At 65.5% G+C, this 25,586-nt stretch carries 15 protein-coding genes and 1 rRNA gene; 13 read left to right on the top strand and 3 right to left on the bottom strand.

Features of this window, described 5'->3' with window-relative positions:
* Window positions 1–2: 2 nt before the first annotated feature.
* The 11 genes from ACODS9_RS13660 (at window position 3) to ACODS9_RS13610 (ending at window position 20,390) form a co-directional block, all read left to right on the top strand.
* Complete coding sequence (locus ACODS9_RS13660) at window positions 3–1,019, top strand: magnesium transporter CorA family protein (protein WP_489094052.1); 1,017 nt, start codon at window positions 3–5, stop codon at window positions 1,017–1,019.
* A gap of 353 nt (window positions 1,020–1,372) precedes the next feature.
* Window positions 1,373–2,767 (top strand): GABA permease, encoded by a 1,395-nt coding sequence (gabP, locus tag ACODS9_RS13655; RefSeq protein WP_489094051.1) that lies wholly within the window; start codon window positions 1,373–1,375, stop codon window positions 2,765–2,767.
* Between the two features lie 173 nt (window positions 2,768–2,940).
* A complete protein-coding gene (locus tag ACODS9_RS13650; protein WP_046857240.1) occupies window positions 2,941–3,717 on the top strand; it encodes an efflux RND transporter periplasmic adaptor subunit in 777 nt (258 codons plus the stop codon).
* Window positions 3,714–5,033 carry an efflux RND transporter periplasmic adaptor subunit gene (locus ACODS9_RS13645; protein ID WP_401109873.1) on the top strand — a complete coding sequence of 440 codons (1,320 nt, stop codon included), beginning with the start codon at window positions 3,714–3,716 and terminating at the stop codon, window positions 5,031–5,033. The genes ACODS9_RS13650 and ACODS9_RS13645 overlap by 4 nt, the downstream gene beginning before the upstream one ends.
* Complete coding sequence (locus tag ACODS9_RS13640; protein ID WP_489094050.1) at window positions 5,030–7,126, top strand: site-2 protease family protein; 2,097 nt, start codon at window positions 5,030–5,032, stop codon at window positions 7,124–7,126. The genes ACODS9_RS13645 and ACODS9_RS13640 overlap by 4 nt, the downstream gene beginning before the upstream one ends.
* 76 nt (window positions 7,127–7,202) lie before the next feature.
* Window positions 7,203–8,003 carry an aspartyl/asparaginyl beta-hydroxylase domain-containing protein gene (locus ACODS9_RS13635; protein ID WP_489094049.1) on the top strand — a complete coding sequence of 267 codons (801 nt, stop codon included), beginning with the start codon at window positions 7,203–7,205 and terminating at the stop codon, window positions 8,001–8,003.
* Window positions 7,991–8,974: a sulfotransferase family protein gene (locus ACODS9_RS13630; protein ID WP_489094048.1), complete on the top strand. Its 984-nt coding sequence runs from the start codon at window positions 7,991–7,993 to the stop codon at window positions 8,972–8,974. Before ACODS9_RS13635 ends, ACODS9_RS13630 begins: the two co-directional genes overlap by 13 nt.
* A 175-nt stretch (window positions 8,975–9,149) precedes the next feature.
* A complete protein-coding gene (locus ACODS9_RS13625; protein WP_489094047.1) occupies window positions 9,150–9,710 on the top strand; it encodes a GNAT family N-acetyltransferase in 561 nt (186 codons plus the stop codon).
* Window positions 9,711–9,785: 75 nt separating this feature from the next.
* Window positions 9,786–10,376, top strand: coding sequence for a phage tail protein (locus ACODS9_RS13620; RefSeq protein ID WP_401109884.1), 591 nt, complete (start codon window positions 9,786–9,788; stop codon window positions 10,374–10,376).
* Between the two features lie 138 nt (window positions 10,377–10,514).
* Window positions 10,515–18,830, top strand: coding sequence for an Ig-like domain-containing protein (locus ACODS9_RS13615; RefSeq protein ID WP_489094046.1), 8,316 nt, complete (start codon window positions 10,515–10,517; stop codon window positions 18,828–18,830).
* Window positions 18,831–18,893: 63 nt separating this feature from the next.
* On the top strand, window positions 18,894–20,390 hold the full coding sequence (locus ACODS9_RS13610) for a TolC family protein (protein WP_046857233.1): 1,497 nt from the start codon (window positions 18,894–18,896) through the stop codon (window positions 20,388–20,390).
* A gap of 32 nt (window positions 20,391–20,422) precedes the next feature.
* On the opposite strand, the gene cysC is transcribed toward ACODS9_RS13610, so the two are convergent.
* Genes cysC through ACODS9_RS13595 form a run of 3 tightly spaced genes read right to left on the bottom strand, consistent with a single transcriptional unit; the run spans window position 20,423 to window position 22,933 of the window.
* Window positions 20,423–20,998 carry an adenylyl-sulfate kinase gene (cysC, locus tag ACODS9_RS13605; protein WP_401109890.1) on the bottom strand — a complete coding sequence of 192 codons (576 nt, stop codon included), beginning with the start codon at window positions 20,996–20,998 and terminating at the stop codon, window positions 20,423–20,425.
* Window positions 20,999–21,054: 56 nt separating this feature from the next.
* On the bottom strand, window positions 21,055–22,071 hold the full coding sequence (locus ACODS9_RS13600; RefSeq protein WP_401109892.1) for a hypothetical protein: 1,017 nt from the start codon (window positions 22,069–22,071) through the stop codon (window positions 21,055–21,057).
* Window positions 22,061–22,933, bottom strand: a complete 873-nt coding sequence (locus tag ACODS9_RS13595) for a LysR family transcriptional regulator (protein ID WP_401109895.1) — start codon at window positions 22,931–22,933, stop codon at window positions 22,061–22,063. The genes ACODS9_RS13600 and ACODS9_RS13595 overlap by 11 nt, the downstream gene beginning before the upstream one ends.
* A 151-nt stretch (window positions 22,934–23,084) precedes the next feature.
* Between ACODS9_RS13595 and ACODS9_RS13590 the strand changes: the two genes are divergently transcribed.
* The gene (locus tag ACODS9_RS13590; RefSeq protein WP_489094045.1) at window positions 23,085–24,641 is read left to right on the top strand and encodes an MFS transporter; all 1,557 of its coding nucleotides are present in this window, start codon (window positions 23,085–23,087) and stop codon (window positions 24,639–24,641) included.
* Between the two features lie 489 nt (window positions 24,642–25,130).
* A 16S ribosomal RNA gene (locus tag ACODS9_RS13585) occupies window positions 25,131–25,586 on the top strand; the annotation flags it as partial.

Raw genomic sequence — 25,586 nt, 5'->3', positions numbered from 1 at the left:
GCATGCTCGAAAGCTACAGCCTGACCCATGGCCAGTTGCGCAAGCGCAAGGGGCTCGATTGCGAGGTGCTGCTGTTCGTTGAACCGGACAGCGCCGAGCGTGAACTGTTGCAGGCGTGGTTCCACCTGGACGCCCATGCCCTGGCTTCGGCACTCGACCCGGACGAGGTGTCGCGCCTCGAACTGCACCGCGATGGCCTGTTCCTGATCTGGAAACGCCCGGAGAGCTACACCGGGGGCGACAGTTTCGCCTTCCAGGTGTCCTCGTTCGGCATGTTGATGGTCGACGGCCACCTGGTGCTGATCGCCCCGGACGCCTCCCTGCTCGATGGCCTTGGGCAGCGCCATGCGCTGCACGATCCGATGGATGTGCTGTTGGCCATCCTGCTGGACAACCTGCACCACTACCTGGGGCACCTGAAGGTGATCAAGATGGTCGCCCGCGAATTGCAGCAGCGCTTCGAGCAATCGCTGGAGAACCATCACCTGATGCAGATGTTCAACCTCAGCGAGAGCCTGATCCACTACATCAACGCCATCCACAGCAATGGCGCGGTGCTCTCGCGCTTGCGCGCCCATGGCGAGAAGCGCCACTTCAACCCTGAGGTGCTGGCGCTGATCGACGACCTGGTCATCGAGAACAACCAGTGCCACAAGCAGGCCGAGATCTACTCGACGGTGTTCGCCGGCTTGATGGACGCTCGTGGCAATCTGGCCAACAACGCGATGAACGAGACCCTGCGCAAGCTGACCCTGATCAACGTAGTGTTCCTGCCACTGAACCTGATCGCCAGCATTGGCGGCATGTCCGAGTTCAGCATGATGACCGCGGGTGTGCCCTGGTGGCTGGCCTATGCCGTGCTGGTGCTGGCGATGCTGCTGCTGGGCGTGCTCATGGTGCTGGCGCTCAAGCGCCTGGCCCGGGGGTGTCGTCCCATGGTGGTGCCTGCGCAACCCAAACGTCCCGATGTGCGGCCGACCCCTTCTTTCCCTGGTATCGCCAATTGGAGAACGCCATGAGCAACCTGCAGATCGGCCTGATGATCGTCACGGTGATCGTGGTGTTCGCGTTGGTGAACTTCTACCGGGATTACCTGCGTGACCGCGACTGACGCAATCAGGCATGTCCGGGGGCTTGACTGACGTGCATGGGCACGCGGTGTCGTGATCGAACAGTTGTCTGACGTTTTCGAGCATTTTGCTCGCGCCGCGCCCAGCTTAAAGTGAAGCCCGCATCCCCATGGTGCGTTGCCCCGGGCGCATGAGAAGGCCGTAACAGAGCGTGCGCAACGTACTCCGCCCTTAGCCGAGGAGACCGTTTCGCCTACGCCTGCCCGTCCCTTCCTTGTGTCAGTAAAAAGAGAACAAGACCAATGAACACCGTGGGAACTGATGGCAACCTTGCTCAAGGTTTCAAGCCACGTCACGTAACGATGCTGTCCATCGCCGGCATCATCGGCGCGGGACTTTTCGTCGGCTCCGGGCATGCCATCGCGGCTGCCGGGCCCGCCACCATTCTGTCCTATTTCGTGGCTGGCACCCTGGTGGTGCTGGTCATGCGCATGCTCGGCGAAATGGCCGTGGCTCACCCCGACACTGGCTCGTTCTCCACCTATGCCGACCAGGCCATCGGCCGTTGGGCCGGTTACACCATCGGCTGGCTGTACTGGTGGTTCTGGGTGCTGGTGATCCCCATCGAGGCGCTGGCCGCGGGGCATGTGCTCAACGCCTGGTTCCCCCAGATAGACAGCTGGATCTTCGCCCTGGTCTCGGTGCTGTTGCTGGCCTGCACCAACCTGTTCAGCGTAGCCAAGTACGGCGAGTTCGAGTTCTGGTTCGCCATTCTCAAGGTCACCGCGATTCTCGGCTTCATCGGCCTGGGTTTTGCCGCACTGGCAGGCTGGTTGCCGGAGCGCGAGGTCAGCGGGTTGAGCACGCTGGTCGACGAGCATGGCGGCTTCGCTCCCAAGGGCTGGTCGGCGGTGGTCGGTGCCTTCATCACCGTGATGTTCAGTTTCATCGGCACCGAGGCGGTGACCATCGCTGCCTCCGAGTCCAGCGATCCGGCGCGCAACATCGCCAAGGCCACCCGTTCGGTGATCTGGCGCATCAGTACGTTCTATATCCTGTCGATCTTCGTGATCATCTCGGTGGTGCCCTGGAACGACCCGCAGTTGGCGGTGGTGGGCTCCTACCAGCGCGCGCTGGAAATCATGAACATCCCCAATGCCGCGCTGATGGTGGACTTCGTGGTGCTGATCGCGGTGACCAGTTGCATGAACTCGTCGATCTACATCGCCTCGCGGATGATGTACTCGCTGGCCAAGCGCGGCGATGCGCCGGCGCTGCTGAAGAACACTTCACGGGTTGGCGTGCCGCGTGCGGCGGTGTTCGGCAGCACCCTGATCGGCGCGGCCATCGCCATCCTCAACTACTTCGCGCCCAAGGGCGTGTTCGAGTTCCTGCTGGCCAGCTCCGGCGCCATTGCCTTGCTGGTGTACCTGGTGATCGCCATTTCGCAACTGCGCATGCGTGGGCGGCTGGAGCGCGAGAACGCCAACCTCAAGTTCCGCATGTGGTTGTTCCCCTGGCTGACCTGGGCAGTGATCCTGTTCATCAGTGGCGCATTGACCGTGATGATGTTCACCGAGGAGCACCGCGCCGAGGTCACTGCTACCTTGAGTCTGGCGATCGTGATCTCGTTCCTCGGCATCATCACCACCCGAGGACATGTGCGGGGCGCCGCAGCAGTACGCTCGGCGGGTTGAGGTGAAGCTGGGCTTGCCCGCAAGGCGGCAAGCCCACGCCTGCGAGTTGCCATGACGTTTCCCGGAGGATTTGCGAGCTCCGGCAAGTCCCCGGATCTTCATCGGCGTGATATATCCGTGCCATCATTTTTTGTCTTACACTCCGGCCATCAGCTCGCAAGGGAGTGCGCAACATGCTTCGCGGTTTCCGTCTGGCTTTGACCCTGGGTCTGTTGCACCTGCCACTGGCGCAGGCCGGCGATCCGCCCGCCGACCCCTTGCTCGATACTCCCGCAGCGTCCAGCGCTGGACAGAATCCCCGAGGCGTACTGCGTGCCCGCGACCAGGCCGTGCTGTCCAGTGAGCTGGCCGGGCGCATCGTCGAGATGCCCTATGCCGACGGCCAGGACTTCAAGCAGGGCAGCACCTTGGCGCGCTTCGATTGCAGCGCCTACCAGGCTCAGCTCAACGCCGCCCAGGCCGCCGTTCGCGCTGCTCGCGAAGAACTCAATCACAACCGCCAACTGGCCGCGCTGAAGTCGGTCGGTCAGTTCGAGGTGTCGCTGGCCGAGGCAAAACAGGCCCAGGCCCAGGCCGAGGCCCAGGTGTACCAGGTGCAGGTCCGGCGCTGCGTGGTCAGCGCGCCGTTCGATGGCCGGGTGGTGCAGCGCCGGGCCCAGCCCCATGAAAGCGTCGCCAGTGGCTCGCCGCTGCTCGAGGTGGTGGACAACCGCTCGCTGGAAATCCACCTGCTGGTGCCCTCGCGGTGGCTGGGGCAGCTCAAGCAAGGCCAGCCGTTCGAGTTCGTTCCCGATGAAACCGGCAAGCCGCTGCAGGCACAGGTCAAGCGCGTCGGTGCCCGGATCGACGAGGGCAGCCAGACGTTGCTGCTGATCGGCGAACTGCCCCGTGACAGCCAGGGGCTGCTGGCCGGCATGAGCGGCACCGCCCACTTCGCCGCACAACCATGACGGCCGCCGCCACGGGTGTGGCCGAGCATGCCTTCGCGCTGTTTCTCGGCCTGCAGCGCCAGGCCCGCCAGGCGGCTGGTCCCGAGCAACTGGCCTACAACATGGTCAACGATGGTCAGGCCCTGTTCGGCTTTCGCCATGCCGCCCTGCTGATCGCCGGCAAGGTACGGGCACTGACCGGCATCAGTGTGGTCGAGGCCCATGCGCCGTTCGTGGCGTTTGTCGAACGCGCCGCTCACACGCTCCAGGCTGCCGGCGTCGCGGCCCAGGCCGGGGCCGTGGATCCGACGACGCTGGACACCCAGGCCCAGGCAGACTGGCGCTCGCTATCCGCCGCCCACGCATTCTGGCTGCCCTTGCTCGATCGCCAAGGCAAAGTGTTCGGCGGGCTGTGGCTGGCCCGCGACCAGGCGTTCAACCCTGCCGAGCAAGCCCTGCTCACTCAGTTGGGGGAGACTTACGCCCATGCCTGGCTGGCTTTGGGCCCGGCCAAACCCTGGCGATTGCGTTGGCCACGGCGGCGCCTGCTGGTGGCCTTGGGACTGTCGCTATTGGTGCTGCTGGTGCCGGTGCGCCAGTCGGTGCTGGCCCCGGCCGAGGTCGTGCCGCGGGCAGGGCGGGTGGTTGCCGCGCCGCTGGACGGGGTGATCGCCGAGTTCCTGGTCAAGCCCAACCAGACGGTCGCCGTCGGTGACCTGCTGGTGCGCTTCGACGCCACCACCCTCAAGGCCCAGGTCGATGTCGCCGAGCGCGCCCTCGGGGTCGCCGAGGCCGAGCTCAAGGCCAGCACCCAGCGCGCCTTCAGCGATGCCGAATCCAATGCCCGCCTCGACCTGCTGGCCGCCCGCGTGGAACAGAAACGCGCCGAACTCGACTACGCCCGCCAGCTCCTCGGGCGCAGCGAAATTCGCGCCGAGCGTGCGGGGATCGCGGTGTTCGCCGACGCCGAGCGCTGGACCGGCAAGCCCGTGCAGACCGGCGAACGCCTGATGCAACTGGCCGATCCGCAGCAGGCCGAACTGCGCCTGGAGTTGCCGGTGGGCGATGCCATCGCCTTGCAGCCTGGTGCCGAAGTGGCGTTGTTCCTCGACAGCGACCCACTGCATCGCCATGGCGCCCGCCTGGAGCGCGCGGCCTACGAGGCCCAGGCCACCGCAGCCGGGCAACTGGCCTATCGGTTGGATGCCGGTTTCGACGAGGCACCACCGCGCATCGGTTTGCGTGGTACCGCCAAGGTGTATGGCGAGCGCGCACCGCTGGTCTACTACCTGCTGCGTCGCCCGCTGGCTGCGTTGCGTCAGGGGCTGGGGCTGTGACCCTGCCGGCGCTGCGCGCCGACCTGCAACTGTCGCCGGCGGCGGCCGGGCATGACGGCGCGCCGCAGTGGACCCTGGCCGACCCGCTGCGCGGGCGTTACTTCAAGCTGCGCGGTGGCGCCGTGCGACTGCTGCAGCACTGGCGCCTGGGTGACCCGCAACGTGTGCTGGCTGCCGCCAATGCCGAGCCTGGCCTGGCAGTCGACGAGCAGGCATTGGAAGAGCTCTTGCTGTTTCTCGGCCAGCACGACCTGATCGGCGCCGAAGATGCTCGCCAGCGTGAAAGCTATGCGACCAAGGCCGCCGCCACCCGGCAGAGCCTGTGGACCCGTGTGCTGCACCAGTACCTGTTCTTCCGGATTCCACTGTGGCGCCCGGATGCCTTCCTCAACCGCGCATGGCCGGTGCTCGAACGCCATGGCGGCTGGATCTTGCGCTACGCCCTGCCGTTGGTGCTGGCGTTGGGTGTGTTCCTGGTGATCCGCGACTGGTCGCGCTTCATCGCCACGTTCCCGCACCTGTTCAGCCTCGGCGGCATCCTCGCCTTTGGCGTGGCGCTGGGGTTCGCCAAGCTCTGCCATGAGTTCGGCCACGCCTTCATGGCCAAGCGCGCCGGGTGCCGGGTGCAGAGCATGGGCCTGGCGTTCATGGTGCTGTTGCCGATGTTCTACACCGATGTCAGCGATGCCTGGCGCGTCAGCGACCGCCGTGCGCGGTTGCTGATCGATGCCGGTGGGGTGTTCGCCGAGCTGCTGCTGGCGGTGCTGGCGCTGCTGGCCTGGTCGCTGCTGCCTGACGGCCCGGCGCGCACGGCGGCGTTCATGCTGGCCAGCGCCACCTGGATCACCACCTTGCTGGTCAATCTCAACCCCTTCATGCGTTTTGACGGCTACTTCCTGATCAGCGACCTGTGGCGTGTCGAGAACCTGCAGAACCGCGCCTTTGCCCTGTGTCGCTGGCGACTGCGCGAGGCGCTGTTCGGCTATGGCGAGCCGGCCCCGGAAGCCTGGTCGCCGACCATGCGCCGTCGTTTGCTGGTGTGGGGCTATGGCGCCTGGCTGTGGCGCGCGGTGCTGTTCTTCGGTATTGCCCTGGCGGTATATCACCTGTTCTTCAAGGTGCTGGGCATCTTCCTGATGCTGGTGGAGCTGGCCTGGTTCATCGGTTTGCCGGTGTACAAGGAGTTGCGGCAATGGTGGCTGCACCGTGGTCAGGCGGCGCCGGGCAAGACCTTGCGGGTGGCCGCCGGGCTGGGTTTGCTGTTGGCCGTGCTGGTGCTGCCTTGGCGTGGCGCGGTGGACGTGCCGGCGATGCTCGAGGCGTCCCGCGTCAGCGCACTGCATGCGCCAGTGGCGGCACGGGTGAAAAGCTTGCCAGTGGGCGAAGGGCAGGCGGTTCGCCAGGGCGAGCTGCTGGTGGAGCTGGAATCGCCCGACCTGACGTCGCGCCAGTCCATCGTGCGCCGCGAGATCGACATCCTGCAGCTGCTGTTGCGCCGCCAGGCCGGGCGCAGCGAGACAGCGGCGGACGCCGGCGTGCTCGAGCAGCAACTGGCCGAAGCCGTGGCGGAATACCGCGGCCTGGCCGCCCAGCGCGAGCGCCTGCAGCTGCGCGCGCCCCGCGACGGTGTGCTGCGTGACCTGCCGGCCGGCCTGGCAGCGGGGCAATGGGTCAGCCCGGCACAGACCTTGGGCCGGGTGGTCGAGCCGGGGCTGCGTTTGCGCGGCTACCTGGCCGAGGCCGATCTGTGGCGGGTGGCGACCGGCAGCGAAGGGCGCTTCATCGCCGATGACCCGGCGCGCCCGGCATTGCCGGTGCGCGTGGAGCAAGTGGATGCCACCGGTGTTGCCGTGCTGGAGCTCGAAGCGCTGGCCTCCGACCGCCATGGCCCGGTAGCCGTGCGGCGTGATGGCCAGCAGCGTGCGGAGCCGGTGCAGGCCCAGTATGGCGTGCGCCTGAGCCCGTTGGGCGAAGTGCCCGATGTGGCCCAGCCGTTGCGTGGGGTGGTGGTACTGGAGGGCGCGCGCGAGTCGTTGCTGGGGGCCGCCTGGCGACGGTTGGCGGCATTGGGGGTTCGTGAGAGTGGGTTTTAGGCGGCCTTTCCCCTCCAGGGCCCCGTCGTCTTCGCCAGGAACACCGTTCAAGACAATGCCAACGCAAGGAGCCCGCATGACCGAGACTGCTCTGCCACTGTGTTCCCGCCTTACCTTGCCCACGAACCTGCCCGCGTTGCTGCAGGCCCTGACCCGGCTGGACACTCACGCCTGGCAGGCGCACTTCAATCGGGGCTACCACGAAGGTGACTGGAGCGGTGTGGCGCTGGTCGCCGCCGAGGACGCGCCGTTGCCGCTGGCCCCAGGCACAGGCGCGCCGACAAGCCTGGCCTGGTGGCAAGGCGAGCCGGCCTGGCAGCAAGCACTTGCACCCTTCCAGGCATCGCTGCGCGCCGCCCGCCTGTTACGCCTGGGGGCGGGGGCGAGGATTCACGAGCATCGAGACCCTGACCTCGGGCGCCCAGGCGGCTGCTTGCGCTTGCACATACCGCTGCTGAGTCCCCCGGGTGTGGAGTTCCTTGTGGATGGCCTGCAAGTACCGATGCGCCCGGGCGAGTGCTGGTTCATCGACCTGTCGCGCCCCCACCGGGTCAACAACCCCGGGCCCGGTGAGCGCATCCACCTGGTACTCGACTGCGCGGCCGACCCTTGGCTGCTGGCGCTGATCGACGAAGGCCTGGCGCAGACGCCGGCATTGCAGCCCGGCAGGGCCGGGCAGGCATTCGAACGGTTTCGCCAGCAGGTGAGTGAGGCGCCGGCATTGGCCGCGCAACTACAGGCGTTGGAGGATCCTCGGGCCTTCGTGGCCGAGGCGGTGCGCCTTGGTGCCGAGCTAGGGCTGGCGTTTTCCGAGGCAGAGGTCCTGGGCGCCATGCGCCGGGGCAAGCAGGCATGGAGCGATCAATGGCGAGTGTGAATACCCCGATGGATTTTCACGGCTGGCTGCCCATCCGTCTCTGGCAGGGCGACGCCGGATGGCGAGTGGACTGGTGCTGGTTCGGCGAACAGCGCCTGACCCGCCCGTTTTTCCGCGATGACGTCGACCAGGCGTTACGCCTGCCGTTCAACCAGGCTATGCGCCGCGACACCGATGTCTCGGCTTTGCTCGATTGGCACGCCCGTAGCCCGGGGCTGACGCCCTCGGCCTTGGTGTTCCACGCTTCACGCTGTGGTTCGACGCTGATCGCCCAATTGCTGGCCAGCCAAGCGCGAAATATCGTGCTGTCCGAGCCGCCGCCGTTGGACAACCTGTTGCGTGCCGCGCGTCAGGACCCGTCCGCCGGCGCCTGGCAGGCCGATGCATTGCGGGCGCTGTGCTCGGCCTACGGTCAGCGTCGTCGGGGCGACGAGCGCCAACTGCTGATCAAGCTCGATGCCTGGAACATCTTCGACGCGCCATTGCTGACAGCGCTGTATCCCCAGGTGCCACGGGTGTTCCTCTACCGTGACCCGCTGGAGATCGTCGTTTCCCAACTGCGCCAGCCGGGTATGCATCGGGTGCCGGGCCTGCTCGGCGCCTCGGGGCTCGACAGCGTGCTGACCGAGGCCCAGGGCATGGGCGCGGTGCAATACACCTGCCGGATGGTTGGCGAAATCCTTGCGGCTGGCCTAGCGTTGTGCGAACGCGAAGGCGCCATCGCGGTGAATTACAGTGAGTTGCCCGATGCTGTCTGGGGGCGCCTGGCGCCACTGTTCGGCATCCTGCCAGGCGAAGTAGCGGATTTGCAGGCGGTCGCGGCCTTCGACGCCAAGCAGCCGGCCATGAACTTCAGCGCCGATGGCCAGCGCAAGCGTGACGAGGCCAGCGACGAGGTGCGCGCGGCAGTCGCCCGATGGGCCCTGCAGCCGTACAACGCTTTGGAATCCATACGGTTGCGAAATGCCTAGAAAGTGGCGTCAAAGTACCTCGAACGGGTGTTTGAGAAAATAAACGTAAAGACCACGCTCGGGTAGTGGCTATATGCCTTGTTCTTCGGCTACGCTGCTGCAGATCGTGTAGGACAATTCACTTGGATGTGCGCCCCTCACCATGGGGTAACCTTACGCAGGGAAGCCATACCCGATGTCCATCCCCGAGGTGAACCTCCGTCCCATCGTGGACGCCGACCGGGCGTTCCTGCGCACACTCTATGGCACCACCCGTGCCGCCGAAACGGCCCTGCTGCCGTGGCCGCAGGCCGCCATCGATACCTTCCTCGACCAACAGTTCCAGGCCCAGCACGACCACTACCAGGCCCAGTTCGCCGACGCCGACTTCTTTGTCATCGAAGTGGCGGGCGAGCCCATCGGCCGTGCCTGCCTGCTATGGACCGACAGCCACGTGCAATTCATCGACATGGCCCTGCTACCCGCCTGGTGCGGCCGTGGCATCGGCAGCCGTCTGCTCGGCCGGTGGCTGGCACGTGCCGATGAACGGGGGCTCAGCGCCGGCCTGCATGTGATTTCCCACAACCCGGCCTTGCGGCTCTATCAGCGCTGTGGGTTCCAGGTGGTCGGCGAGAACGGCTTGTCGCTGAAGATGAGTCGGCCAGCGTCCATTGCCGCGATTGATGCAACCGGTGAGCCCCGATACCCAAGGGGGCCGGAGCTCCAGACCATTTTCCACGCCGATCGGCAGCTCTGAGCGTGCCTGTCACGAACGTGATTACCTGCGGGCCTTGAGGCCCGTCCTTGCCGCGTTGTCAAAGGAGTGCAGTAAATGAGTGAGCCATTCATCGGTCAGATCACATTGTTCGCGGGAAACTTCGCGCCACGGGGCTGGATGTTTTGCCAAGGCCAACTGCTGAGCATCGCCACGAACACCGCGTTGTTCTCTATTCTGGGGACGACCTACGGTGGTAATGGCCAGACTACATTCGCCCTGCCTGACCTGCGTGGTCGCGCACCTGTCCAGCAGGGGCAGGGGCCAGGCTTGCCGAGTGTCGTGCTGGGCGAGGCAGCCGGCACGCCGACTACCACGCTGACATCGCTGAACATGGCGTCGCAGGCCGTGAACATTCCCGCCCAGACCGTATCGGTCGCCATCCCTGCCGCAGAAGGTGACGCCGACCTGCCGGCTCCCTCGACCACCGGCGTGCTGGCCAAACCGAAGGACTCGTCCGGTTCGGGTGTGTCGATCGACATCTACGCCTCCACCGCCAGCGATACCACGCTCAAGCCCTTCAACCTCACCATCCCTGCCACGACGGGCGTGACCGCGCCAGGCAACCAGCCGTTCTCGAACCAGAGCCCTTACCTGGGCATCAACTTCATCATTGCGACCGAAGGGATCTTCCCATCCCGTAACTGAGGCCAGGATTTCGGCAGGCAGGGCAGCGGGGCGCGCATCGGCGCCCCGTCGTCCGTTCAGGATTACCAGACAAGGACAGGCCGTCCTCATCTGCAGGGACGGCAAGCATAAGCAGCCGCAGGGCTGAGCGAGGGCATCATGGCATTCTGGAAACGCGGTAAAGACACCCACACACCCAACGTTTCCGCGAGCCGGCCCAGTCTAATCCAGGCCCTGGAACCGCGCATGATGTTCGACGCCTCGATAGGCGTGGTCGCCGATCAGGGGGCTCAGGTGGTCGAAGCCGCCGCAGCCGCCACCGGAGGCAAGGACACCAGCGCCGCCAGTGATGCGGCCAGTACCCGCGATAACACCGCCCACGAACCGGCCCATCAGGCGGCACCGGCCACCGCGCCGATCTCCCAGGCCCCGGGCAATCATGAAGTGGTATTCGTCGACTCTGCGGTCAGTGATTACCAGAAACTCATCGCCGGCCTGCCTGCCGGGGTCGAGGTGGTGGTGCTGGATAACGGCAAGGATGGCTTCAAGCAGATCGCCGACTACCTCAATGGCCGTAGCGACGTCACTTCGGTCGATATCATCAGCCACGGCGACAGCGGCTATGTGTATCTGGCCGGCAATGCCATCTGGGCCAACCAACTGGCCAGCCATGGCGCCGATCTGGCGCGCATCGGCGCGAGCCTGGCCCCGGGCGGCGATATCCGCTTCTTTGCCTGCAACACCGGCGCCGGCAGCGATGGCCAGTTGTTCGTCAATGAAGTGGCGCGGCTCAGTGGCGCCGATGTGGGCGCCTCGTCCGATTCGACCGGCAACCGCGCAGGCGAGGATTGGGAGCTGGAGACCAGCTCTGGCGCCGTGGCCACTGGCGTGGGCGTGCAGCGCGGTGACCTGTCGGCGTTCAACACCTCGCTGGCGACCATTACCGTCACCAGCAAAAATGCTTCGCTCATCACCAACGATGGCCAGGTATCCCTGGCCGAAGCCATCCAGGCCGCGAACACCGACACTTCGGTGGATGGCTCCGCCGCGGGCAGCGGCAACGACATCATCGTGTTCCACCAAAACCTGAAAGGCGAGATCATCCGCTGGTCGTCGGCCACGGCGCTGGCGGTGACCAGCAACATCACCATCAACGGTGATGTCGACGGCGACGGCAAGAGCGACATCATCCTCAGTGGCGACGTCAACAGCAACAACATCCGCGATGCCGGCGAGGCCTCGGGCCTGCAAAGCAACGGCGGCGGTGTGCTGACGGTGCGCAACCTGGACATGCGGCATTTTTCCAGCAACATCACCGGTGGCGCCATCCGCGCCAGCGGCGGTTCGATCACCGTGGAGGACTCCAACTTCCAGGACAACGCCGGCACCGTGATCAACTCGGCGACCACCACTGGCTCCACGGTGGTGATCCGCAACACCACGATTCATGACAACAACGCCAGCATTGTCGGCGCCACCGGCATGTCGTCGCTGGTGCGCCTGGGCGGCAACAACAACCACGTCCTGGAGAACGTGGCGATCTACAACAACAGTGGGACCTACGCCGCCACCGCCACGGTCGCCGGCGCTTCGGTCATCGTGCTGAGCAATAGCGGTGGGTCGGTGACCATTGTCAACAGCACCATCGCCAACAACACCTACCTCAACACCAGCAGTGGCACCATCAACTCCGCCGGCCTGGGCTGGGCCACCGGCGGCGCCGGCACGGTGACGGTGCTGAACAGCATTATCAGCGGCAACACCGTCAATGGCGCTGCCCTCGATGCCGCCACCAACAGCGGCAGTGGTGGTGGCTACACCAGCACCACCAACCTGATCGGCACCACGGTCAACTTCGTCAATGCCGCCGGCGGCGATTATCGCCTGGCCAGCACTGCCAGCAACGCCATCGACCAGGGCACCCAGGCGGGTGCGCCGGCCACCGACCTGCGCGGTTTCGACCGGCCCCGTGGCGGCGGTGTCGACATCGGTGCCTACGAGGTGCTGTATTCCGCGCCACCGCTGGTCGACCTGGACACCGGCACCGGGGGTAACGACAGCACAGTCAACTTCGCCGGCTCCCCAGTGGTGATCGTGCCGAACATCAGCATCAGCCAATCCGACGGCGACACCCAGGTCAGTGGGGCTACCCTGACCCTGGGTGGTGTGCTTGATGGCGGCAGCGAGACCCTGTCGCTCACCGCCGGGCAGATCGCCACGGCGGCCAGCTTCGGCATCACCATCGGCGGCTCGGGTACTGCGGTGCTATCGCTCAGCGGCGTGGCCACCCTGGCCCAGTATCGTGCGGTGCTCGCCGCAGTAACCTATGGCAATGCTGCGGGGGCCTACACCAGTGGCACGCGCAGCGTGACCGTCAGCATCAATGACGACATGGGCAGCACCACCCGCACCGCCTCGGTGGTGGTCCAGCCACTCAATGTCGCGCCGGTGATCGCCAACCTCAACGGCGACAGCCAGACCTTCACCCAAGGCAGTGGCGCCGTGCTGCTCGACAGCGGCAGCAACGCCACGGTCACCGACAGCGACTCGGCCGACTTTGCCGGCGGTAACCTGACCGTGGCGGTCAGCGGCAACGGCGTGGCCGGCGAAGATCTGCTGGGTATCCGCAATCAGGGCAATGGCGCCGGGCAGATCGGCGTCAGCGGCAATACGGTCAGCTATGGCGGCGTGGCTATCGGCACCTACACCGGTGGCACGGGCGGCGCCAACCTGGTGCTGACGTTCAACGGTAATGCCACGGCCGCAGCAGTCCAGGCGGTGGTGCGCAACCTCACCTACGACAACAGCAATGCCGCCAACAGCATTGGCCAGGCCACCCGCACCCTGTCGGTCACCATCAACGATGGCGACGGCGCCACTTCCAGCGCGGCGTCGGTCACGGTGGCCATCCACGAGACCGTACCGCCAACCGCCACCATCAGCCTCAGCGACACGGCCCTGAAAGTGGGCGAGACGGCGACGGTGACCATCACCTTCAGCGAGGTGGTGAGCGGCTTCACCAATGCCGACCTGACAGTGACCAACGGCACCCTGAGCGCGGTGTCCAGCAGCGATGGCGGCAAGACCTGGACCGCCACCTTCACTCCGACCAGCAACATCACCAGCGCCAGCAACGTCATCACCCTGAACAACGCCGGTGTTACCGACCTGGCCGGCAACGCCGGCGCAGGCACCACCAGTTCGGCCAACTACAGCATCGACACACAGCGCCCGACGGCGACCATCGTGGTGGCCGACAGCAACCTGAGCATCGGTGAGACGTCCCAGGTGACCATCACGTTCAGCGAGGCCGTGACCGGCTTCACCAATGCCGACCTGACGGTGGCCAACGGCACCCTGAGCGCGGTGTCCAGCAGCGATGGCGGGATCACCTGGACCGCGACGTTCACCCCGACCAACGCTATCACCGACGCGACCAACCTCATCACCCTGGACAACACCGGGGTGAGCGATGCCGCCGGCAACGCCGGCAGCGGCACCACCAACTCGAACAACTACGCCATCGACACCCAGCGCCCGACCGCGACCATCGTGGTGGCCGACAGCAACCTGAGCATCGGTGAAACGTCGCAGGTGACCATCACCTTCAGCGAGGCCGTGACCGGCTTCACCAATGCCGATCTGACGGTGGCCAACGGCACCCTGGGCGCTGTCTCCAGCAGCGACGGCGGGATCACCTGGACCGCGACGTTCACCCCGAACAGCTCCATCACCGATGCGACCAACCTCATCACCCTGGACAACACCGGGGTGAGCGATGCCGCTGGCAACGCCGGCAGCGGCACCACCAACTCGAACAACTACGCCATCGACACCGTGCGCCCGACCGCGACCATCGTGGTGGCCAACCCCACCCTGGCCATCGGGCAGACGTCGCTGGTTACGTTCACCTTCAGCGAGGCGGTCATTGGCTTCAGCAATGCCGACGTGACCGTGGCCAACGGCAACTTGAGCGCGGTGTCCAGCAGCGACGGCGGGATCACCTGGACGGCCACTTTCACCCCGTCGAGCAACATCACCGACACCAGCAACCTCATCACCCTGGACAACAGCGGGGTGGCCGACCTGGCCGGCAACGCCGGTAGCGGCACCACCGACTCGAACAACTACACCATCGACACCCAGCGGCCGACGGCCACCATCGTGGTCGCCGACAACAATCTCACTGTCGGTGAGACCACCACGGTGACCATTACCTTCAGCGAGGCGGTCACCGGCTTCACCCTGGCCGATCTGACGGCGCCGAACGGCAACTTGAGCGGTCTTTCCAGCAGTGACGGTGGCATCACCTGGACGGCGACCTTCACCCCTTCGGTGAACGTGCAGGACGCCACCAACGTGATCGCCCTGAGCAACAGCGGGGTGGCCGACCTGGCCGGCAACGCCGGCAGCGGTACCACAAACTCCAACAACTACGGCGTCAGCACCTTGCAACCCACGGCCACCGTGGTGGTAAGCGATGCGGCGCTGCGTATCGGCGAAACCTCGCTGGTGACCATCACCTTCAGCGAGGCGGTGACCGGTTTCACCAATGCCGACCTGACGGTGGCCAACGGCACCCTGAGCGCGGTATCCAGCGCCGACGGCGGTATCACCTGGACTGCCACCTTCACGCCAACCAGCAATATCCAGGATGCGACCAACCTGATCACCCTGGACAACAGTGGCGTGGTCGGGGCCAGCAGCGGCAACGCCGGCTCCGGCACCACCGATTCGAACAACTACGCCATCGACACCCAACGCCCGACCGCAACCATCGTGGTGGCCGATAGCAGCCTCGCGATCGGCGAGACGTCGCTGGTGACCATTACCTTCAGCGAGGCGGTGACTGGCTTCAGCAGTGCCGACCTGACGGTGGCCAACGGCACCTTGAGCGCAGTGTCCAGCGCCGATGGCGGTATCACCTGGACCGCGACCCTGACGCCGACCGCCGGCATCACCGACACCTCCAACCTGATCACCCTGGACAACAGCGGCGTGACGGACAGCGCGGGCAACGCCGGCACTGGCAGCACCGACTCGAACAACTACGCCATCGACAGCCAGCGCCCGACCGCCACCATCGTGATTGCCGACCCCACCCTGACTGCGGGCGAAACCACCACGGTGACCTTCACCTTCAGTGAGGCGGTGACCGGTTTCAGCAACGCCGACCTGACCATTGCCAACGGCACCCTGAGCGCCGTGAGCAGCAGCGACGGCGGCATCACCTGGACCGCGACCTTCACCCCGAACGCCGGGGTGCGCGACCTCAGCAACCTGATCACCTTGAACAACACCGGTATCAGCGACCTGGCCGGCAACGCTGGCGTTGGCACCACCTCGTCGGCCAACTACACGGTCGACACCGTGGTCCCCACGGCCACCATCGTGGTCGCCGACAATGCCTTGCGGGTCGGCGAAACGTCGCTGGTGACCATAACCTTCAGCGAGGCGGTGACTGGCTTCAGCAATGCCGACCTGACCTTGGCCAATGGAACCTTGAGCGCTGTCTCCAGCAGCGATGGCGGCATCACTTGGACCGCGACCTTTACCCCGACCAGCAATATCACCGACAGCAGCAACCTGATCACCCTCGACAACAGCGGCGTGGTCGGCGCGAGCAGTGGCAATGCCGGGGTCGGCACCACCGACTCGAACAACTACGCCATCGACACCCAACGCCCGACCGCAACCATCGTGGTGGCCGACAGCAGCCTCGTGATTGGCGAGACGTCGCTGGTGACCATCACCTTCAGCGAGGCGGTGAGCGGCTTCACCACCGCCGACCTGACCGTGGCCAACGGCACCCTGAGCGGGCTGAGCAGCAGCGATGGCGGTATCACCTGGACCGCGACCCTGACGCCGACCGCCGGCATCACCGACACCTCCAATGTGATCACCCTGGACAACAGCGGGGTGACGGACACCGCCGGCAACGCCGGTTCCGGCACCACCGACTCGAACAACTACGCCGTCGACAGCCAGCGGCCAACCGCCACCATCGTCATGGCCGACAGCGATCTGCGTGTCGGTGAAACCTCGTTGGTGACCATCACGTTCAGCGAGGCGGTAACCGGCTTCAGCAACGCCGACCTGAGCGTGGCCAACGGCACCTTGAGCGCGCTCTCCAGCGCCGACGGCGGTATCACCTGGACCGCCATCTTCACGCCGAGCAACGGTGTGCAGGACGGCACCAACCTGATCGTACTGAACAACACGGGCTACACCGACCTGGCTGGTAACAGCGGAACCGGCACCACTTCATCGGCCAACTATACGGTCAGCACCGTCGTCCCCACCGCCACCGTCGTGGTTGCCGATACGGCCCTGCGCGCGGGCGAGTCGAGCCTGGTGACCATCACTTTCAGCGAGGCGGTGAGCGGCTTCACCCTGGCCGACCTGACGGTGGCCAACGGCACCTTGAGCGGGTTGAGCAGCAGCGATGGTGGCATCACCTGGACCGCGACCCTGACACCCGGCAACGGGGTCGAGGACACCAGCAACCTGATCACCCTGGACAACAGCGGCGTGGTCGCGGCGTCTTCCGGCAACGCCGGCGTGGGCAGTACCGATTCCAACAACTATGCCATCGATACCCGCGTTCCCAGCGTGACCAGCGTCGGTGGCCCAGCGGGGGTTTCCTACAACGCCGGTGACGCGCTGGTGTTCGTGGTCAACGCCAGCGAAGCGGTCCAGGTCACCGGGGCGCCGCGCCTGGCCCTGGACATCGGTGGGCACACGGTGTTTGCCGAACTGGTGGCGGGCGCCGGCACCTCGACCCTTGTGTTCCAGTACATCGTCCAGGCCGGTGACAACGACGCTGATGGCATCACCGTGACCGGTCTTGCCGCCAATGGCGCGACCCTTGTCGACGCCGCGGGCAACGCCATGGACCTGACCCTGAATGGCGTGGCCGATACCCATCAGGTGCTGGTCGATACCCAGGCGCCGAGCGCGGTCGGCATCGTCACCCTCGACCCGTCGCCGAGCAACGCCCAGAGCGTGCGCTTCACCGTGACCTTCAACGAGCAGGTCAATGGCGTCGACCTCAGCGATTTCAGCCTGGTCGGCACCGGCTCGGCCAGCGGCACGCTCAGCGGCCTGCAAGCGCTGGGCGGTGGAGTCTATGTGATCACCGTCAGTGGCGTGCACGGCACCGGCACCCTGGGCCTGAACCTCAATGGCAGTGCGACGGGTATCACTGATGTGGCTGGTAACGCACTGGTCGGTGGCCTGACCGGCGCCACATACAACATCGACCGCGACGCCCCCACGGTGAGCAGTGTCGGCGTGCCGGTCGGCGTCCCCTATAACACGGGCGATGTGCTCACCTTCGTGGTCAACACCAGCGAAGCGGTGCTGGTCGACGGCGTGCCGCGGCTTGCCCTGGATGTCGGCGGGCGCACGGTTTACGCCGATTTCGTGGCCGGTTCAGGCACGCCGACGCTGGTGTTCCAGTACCAGATCCAGGCCGGCGACAACGATGCCGACGGCATCCAGGTGCTCGGCCTGTCGGCCAATGGCGCGAGCCTGCACGATGCGGCCGGCAATCAACTGACACCGGGGCTGAACAATATTGGCGACAGCCACGGGGTCATTGTCGACAGCACGCCACCCGGCGTGGTCTCGATCGTGGCGAATCCGTCGCCGACGCCGGGCAGTCAGTCCTTCACCGTGACCTTCAGCGAGGACGTCAGCGGTGTGGACCTGGGCGACTTCGAACTGCTGGCCAGTGGCAACGCCAGTGGCACGCTGCAGTCGCTGGTACGCCTCGACGGCCATACCTGGCAGGTCAATGTTGCAGGGGTGGCGGGCAGTGGTGGCCTGGCCCTTGGGCTCAAGGCCAGTGGCACCGGCATTCGCGATAGCGCAGGCAACGCCCTGGCCGGCGGCTTCGCCGGGCAAAGCGTGACACTGCAATCTACCGACGGTGATCCGGAATTCCGCGCCTACCCACCGGCGCGCCCGGGCCAGGCCAGCCCAGGCACGCCGGTGGTGATCGCACCGTTGCCGGTAACGGCGCCGTTCCAGTCGCCGCTGCTGCCACAGCCGCTGTTCGAGGTGCCGACAACGGGCGGTGGGCTGCCGACCTTGGGCAATCTGTTCATCCAGAACGGTGCGCTGGCGCCCAGCTACCTGGCCCAGGTATTCGCCGGCCAGCACGCCGACAGCGCTATCGGCAATGGTTCGGGGGCCGGTTTCCTCGGCTTTGGTGGTGGTGACGCCAATGTCTTCGGGGCCAGCAGCCTGGCCAACATCTTCGACAAGACGCTGCCGGATGACGGTGGCCAGTATGAACTGAGCGGTGGCAAGCCATTCCGCCAGGGGGCAGAGGCGGGGGCGGGCAAGGGCCTGACCGGGGCGCCGACCCTCGGGCAGCAGTTGCAGGCCTTCCGGGAGGGGGAGCAACACCAGGCCAGGCAACTGGCGCAGGCGTTGGGGCAGGTCGAGGTACCCGTGCCGCAGGCCTGAGCCGGCGCACGCGAGCAATCCAATTAGAAGAAAAGCAGTGCCGTACCAAGGGGGCGGACAGGGATGAGCAGAGCATCGAGGATTTTTGCGGTAAGCGTACTGGCACTGGCGGTAACAGGGTGCGCGGTCAAGACCCAACCCATCGACCGCAGCGTCAGCGAACAGCGGGCGCGGGCGGACCTTGCCAGCATGTTCAAGGGCCAGGAGGCCTTGCAAGGGCCGCTGACCTTGCACCAGGCCATGGCCCGTGCGGTCAAGTACAACCTGGAGGCACGCCTCAAGATCATGGAAGAGGCCCTGGCCCAGCGCCAGGTCGACCTGGCCACCTTCGACATGCTGCCGCGCATGGCCCTGTCGGCCGGTTACGCCGGGCGCAGCAATGTCAGTGCTTCGAGCAGCCAGAGCGTGCTGACCAATACCCAGTCCCTGGAGCCATCGACCTCCCAGGACCGCGACCGCGACGTGGCCGACCTGACCATGGTGTGGAACGTGCTCGACTTCGGTGTCAGCTATGTCAGCGCCAAGCAACAGGGCGATCAGCGCCTGATCGTCCAGGAACGCCGGCGCAAGGTGGTGCAGACCATCATCCAGGACGTGCGCTCGGCCTACTGGCGGGCGGTCGCCGCCGAGCGCCTGCTCAAGCAGATCGACGCGCTGATGGTGCGGGTCGAGCAGGCCCGGGACAACAGCCAGCGCATGGGTGACCAGCGCATCGGCGACCCGATCCAGGCGCTCAACTACCAGCGCTCGTTGATCGAGGCCACCCGCCAGTTGGAGGAACAGCGCCGTGCGCTGTCGCTGGCCAAGACCGAACTGGGGGCGCTGATCAACCTGCCGCCGGGGAGCGAGCTGACCCTCGCCGCCACCGATGACTACAGCGTGCCGGAGCTCAAGGTGGGCCTCGAAGCGCTGGAGCAGCAGGCCCTGGCCACGCGCCCCGAGTTGCGCGAACAGGACTACCAGGCCCGCATCAGCGCCGCCGAGGTACGCAAGTCGATGCTGCGCATGCTGCCGGGGCTGGAGTTCTCGGCGGGCGGGCACTACGACAGCAACAGCTTCCTGACCAATCAGCACTGGGCCGATTATGGCGTCAAGGTCACCTGGAACCTGTTCAACGTGCTGTCGGGGCCGGCGTCCATCGACGTCGCCAAGGCTGGCGAACAGGTGGTCGAGGCGCGTCGCCAGGCGATGTCGATGGCCATCCTGGCCCAGCTCTACGTGGCCAATGCCAATTACAACGAAGCTCGCCGCCAGTTCGCCACCAGCCAGCAACTGGTCGCCCTCGACCAGCAGATCGTCGAGCAACTGCGCAATCGCCACCAGGCACAGGGCATTGGCGAGCTGGAGCTGATCCAGGGGGAACTGAATGCGCTGCAGGCCGACCTGCGCCGCGACCTGGCCTATGCCGAGCTGCGCAACAGCTATGGCCAGGTGTTCGCCAGCGCGGGGCTCGACCCGCTGCCGCAGACCCTGCCGTCCGGCGAACTCGCCGACATTGCCCAGGCCCTGGGCAACAACGAGGCACGCTGGCAGCGTGGCGATATCGCCCCGGGCAGTTGAGCGCAACCAGCAGGCGCGGGGTCAGCCCGCGCCTACTGCGGTTGGTGCAGTACCCGCTGCTGTACGTACGCCAACAGTTGCGCCGTGGCTATCGCCAGCGGCACTTGTGCCGTCTCTACCACCAGCTCCGGTCGCTCCGGCACTTCGTAGGGTGCATCGATCCCGGTGAAGGCCGGCAGCTCTCCCGCTCGGGCGCGGCGATACAGGCCCTTGGGGTCGCGGGCCTCGCAAGTGGCCAGGTCAGCCTTGACGTGCACTTCGTGGAAGCCCGCCTTGCAGGCCTGGCGCGCGGTGGCGCGTCCGGCGCGATAGGGCGAGATCAACGCGGCAATGCAGATCAGCCCGGCATCGGCAAACAGCGCCGCTACCTCGGCTGTGCGGCGGATGTTTTCGTGGCGATCCTCGGGCGAGAAACCCAAGTCGGCATTCAGCCCTGTGCGCAGTACATCACCGTCGAGCACGTAGCAGCCATGTCCCAACTCATGGAGCTCTCGGGCCAGGGCCTGGGCCAGTGTCGACTTTCCCGCGCCTGAGAGTCCGGTCAGCCAGATGACCGCGCCAGCTCGGGCACGTGCCGGTGGATGTTCATCGCTTCCTGCGTGATGCACCTTGGACGTCTCCGAAAGGGGGAGGGCCCGAGTGTACTGCGCGGCGTGGTGGAATGTCAGTGGCCGGGGAACAGCAGCTGGGCAACGCCTGGATCGGTCAGCAGGCGGGCGGGGTCATGGCCGATACCCGGCAGTACGTACTGACGATGCGCGAGCGCAATCGACCAGCGCTGGGCAAGAAATGCCTCGTAGCGCAGGTAGTTGAGTTGACGCTCGACCCGGTCACTGCCCTGGGCCTGGGCTGCACAGCTGCGGTCCATGATCCGGCTGTGCGGGTGGCGGTCGCGCTCGCCGACCAGGTAGGTCACGTCGCGTGCGGCGTAGCGGCCCAGCACCTGGCGGGCATCGAGATGCTGCGTGACGAAGTAGTCCGGTGCGCCTGGTAGGCCATAGCGGTAACGGTCGTAGTCGGAGCACTGCGCGGCAGGTAAAGGGACGAAGTCTTCGCCAAGGGGGCGGTTGGCATCCAGGTACATGTAGGTGGAGGGGCTGGCGACAATGTAGCGCACATGGATGCCAAGGGCGCGCAACGCCTGGTCGCCCGTGCCGAGCAGCGTGTAGCGCTGCAACAGTTGGCCGCCGGCGGAATGGCCGATCAAGGTGATGTCTTGAAGGTGTGGAAATCGATGACGATCGGCAAGGTAGGCGAGAAGGTCGTCGAGCACGGCAAATGCTGAGATGCCGGAGCGTCCGGCCACGGACTCTTGGCCCTGCAACCATTGGCTTTTTACCCACAAGGGCGGAGTGGGCGTTTTCTGGGGATCGTCTTCGCTGAAGAAGCGGGGGGCCAGCAGCAGCGTGTCGTCCTGGGTGAGTCCCGCATTGCCGAGCAGGGTCAGGCCGCTGCGATAGTAGTGGTCGGCATCACGGTGTACGCCATGGAGCACGATCACTGCGTGTTGGACCGGCAGGCGGGTATCGAGCCTGGCATTGGCATAGGTGAAGAAAGAGTAGGGCGCAGGCTTGCCCAGCGTCATCGTCTGCATGGTGTCGCCGGCCCACGCGGGCCAGGCCAGGCAGGCGAGCAACACCAGCAGCGCCCGATAGCCGGCACGTAGGTGATCATTCGGCACCTTGGCGCACTCCTTCTATATAGCGCAGCACTGCAGGCGACTTCTCGAAGCGGCGGTGCACCAGGCTCAGCCATGAACTTGCCTGGGCGTCGGCGATGGGCCGGTAGTTGACCTGGGGCAAACTGATGCGCTGGACCACCGACGCCGGTACCACGGCCACGCCCTGGCCCAGTGACACCAGGGTGAGCACCGCCACCAGGCTGCCCGGTTGCGGCCCCAGGCGCGGGGTGAAACTGCCCTGGCTGGCAATTGCCAGTGTGCCGGAGATCTGCTCGGGCAAGATGAAGGTTTCGTCGGCCAGGCGTGAGGCCGGGATGGTCTTCAGTTCGTTGAGGCGCGAGCTGGCCGGCAGCGCCAGGACGAAACCTTCCTGGTGCAGGGCGATGGCATTCAGGCTCTGCGGCAGCTCCATCGGCGAGCGCAAGTAGGCGAGGTCGAGTTGGCCCTCGTCGACAAGAGAGGGGAGCTCGAGCATGGGCACTTCGCGAATGTTCAGCTGTATGCCGGGACAGGCCTGGGCAAACCGACTGACCTGTTGCTGCAGGGTACCGGAGTAAGCCGCCGAGGCAACGTAGCCGAGCTCGATCCGCCCACTGTCGCCGCGACCGGCACGCTGCGCACCCAACTGTGCGGCGTCGAACTGCTGCACCGCCTGTTCGGCCTCGGTGAGCAAGGCCTGGCCGGCGGCGGTGAGGCTTACCTCGCGCTGGCTGCGTTCGAACAGCCGCACGCCCAGCTCACGCTCCATGTCCTGGATCTGCCGGCTCAGGGTCGGTGGGGCGATACCCAGTTGTTCGGCGGCGCGGGTGAAGTGGCCGTGGCGGGCGACGGCAAGGAAGTAGCGGAAGTGACGTATCTCCATGGGGCCTCGTTAGCCAGGCGCTAATGACGCGGGACGTGCTGGCTAACAAGCCGGGCGCCCTGCGGCGTTATGGTTGAGGCAACACTACAAGGCTGGCGTCGTGGCGGTAAAGCGGCGACGACCTGCCTGCTCTCTATAATGGAGCCTTGCCATGCCTGCAGCCGCCTCACCACGCTTCACCCTGTTCACTGCCTCGGCGGTGTGCGCCGTGATCATCCTCGACACCAACATCGTCGCGGTCAGCCTGCCCAGCATTGCCCGCGATCTGTCCGGCTCGTTCAGCGACATCGAATGGGTGGTCAGTGCGTACTTGCTGGCGTTCGCTGCCTGCCTGCTACCCGCAGGCAGCCTGGCCGACCGTTTTGGCAGGCGGCGCATGCTGCTGCTCGGCCTGGCGCTGTTCGGCGCGGCCTCGCTGGCGTGCGGCGCCGCGCCGAGCCTGTTGTTCCTTGATCTGGCCCGCGCAGCCAAAGGCATCGGTGCCGCGTTGTTGCTGACTGCCGCGCTGGCCGCCATCGGCCACCGCTTCCATGCGCCGCAGGAACGCATGCGGGCCTGGGCCTTCTGGGGCGCCTGCATGGGCGCGACCATCACCTTCGCGCCGCTGCTCGGTGGGCTGATCGCCAGTACCTTGGGCTGGCGCTGGATCTTCTATATCAACCTGCCGCTGGTGATCGTGCTGGCGTTCATGGTCGTACGCAGTATCGAGGAGTCCCGCGACGGTTCGGCGGCGCGGTTCGATCCACTGGGCAGCCTGACTTTCGCCGGTGGCCTGGGCTACCTGATCTGGGCCTTGATCGACGCCAATCGGGTCGGTTGGGACAGCGCCCCCACGTTGGGGCGTCTGCTGATCGCCGCGTTCCTGCTTGGCCTGTTCGTGATGGTCGAGCGCAGCCAGGCGCGGCCGATGGTCGACCTCGGCCTGATGCGTAGCGGGCGCTTCATCGGTGCCTTGCTGGGGATGTTCGCCTATGCCGCCTGTGCGCAGGTGATGATGACTTTACTGCCGTTGTACCTGCAGGGCGGTTTGCAACTCTCGGCCCTCGCTGCGGGCGCGGGCATGCTGCCGTTCGCCGTGGCCATGCTGCTTACGCCTCGGCTGGGCATGCGCATGGCTGCGCGCCTGTCGCCGGCCCAGGTATTCGCATTGGGGTTGGTCCTGGTCGGGGTGGGCAACCTGGCCTGCGCCTGGGCCACCGGGCAGGGTGGCTATGCCGCGTTCGCCCTGGCCAGTGTCGTGCTGGGCGCCGGAGCGGGGCTGCTCAATGGCGATACGCAGAAGAACATCATGGCCTGCGTGCCGCGCGAGCGTACCGGTATGGCTTCGGGGCTGAGCACCACCACGCGCTTTGGGGCCATCGTCCTTGCCATAGGCGTTCTCGGCGGCATCCTTGCGGCGCGCAGTGGGCAACTGCTGCGCGATGCCCTGGCGATCCAGGCACCCGAGGCGTTGAGTGCGGCGGGGGAGATGGCCACACGGGTGGCGGCGGGGGATCTGCAGGCCGCGTTGGCGTTGCTTGACCCAAGGCTGAGAGAGGTGGCGGCACCACTGGCGCGCCAGGCGCTTATCGGCGGCTTCGAGGCGGTGCTGTGCAGTGCCGGTGTCGCGGCGCTGATCTTTGCGCTGCTGGTGGGGGTACTGCTGAGCAAGCCCTTGCCGATCGGGGAGGCTCTTCAGCAGGCAGCACCGGACATTGCAAATATATGAAATTAACGGTTGACGGGGTTTCAGATCCCCTTATAATGCGCCCCACTTCCAGCGACATCGGAACGAAAAACTCCTTGAATATCAACGAGTTGATCGATCAAGAGGGTTGCGGAGGTGCTTCGGTCGTCAGATCGGCAGCGGTGAAAAAGGCAGTTGACAGCAGGTTGTAACGCTGTATGATTCGCCTCCCGCTACGAGAGATCGCAGCGAGTCAAGTGTTTGAAGTTGAACGGGTTTCTCGCAAAATACTTCAAAATAAACGCTTGACACGAAATGAGGAAGGCGTAGAATGCGCGCCTCGGTTGAGACGAAAAGCTCTTAGCCAAACGCTCTTTAACAAATTGAATCAAGCAATTCGTGTGGGTGCTTGTGAGTACGGACTGATAGTCGCCAAGATTATCAGCATCACAAGTGGCCATGCGAGAAATCACATAGTCATTTGAGATTGCTGAGCCAAGTTTAGGGTTTCTTAAAAACCCAAGCAGTATTGAACTGAAGAGTTTGATCATGGCTCAGATTGAACGCTGGCGGCAGGCCTAACACATGCAAGTCGAGCGGATGACGGGAGCTTGCTCCTTGATTCAGCGGCGGACGGGTGAGTAATGCCTAGGAATCTGCCTGGTAGTGGGGGACAACGTTTCGAAAGGAACGCTAATACCGCATACGTCCTACGGGAGAAAGCAGGGGACCTTCGGGCCTTGCGCTATCAGATGAGCCTAGGTCGGATTAGCTAGTAGGTGAGGTAATGGCTCACCTAGGCGACGATCCGTAACTGGTCTGAGAGGATGATCAGTCACACTGGAACTGAGACACGGTCCAGACTCCTACGGGAGGCAGCAGTGGGGAATATTGGACAATGGGCGAAAGCCTGATCCAGCCATGCCGCGTGTGTGAAGAAGGTCTTCGGATTGTAAAGCACTTTAAGTTGGGAGGAAGGGCAGTAAG

It is taken from the genome of Pseudomonas sp. FG36 (assembly GCF_057809275.1).
Note: the sequence above shows the minus strand (reverse complement) of the source record. Positions and strands in the feature narration are given on the sequence as shown.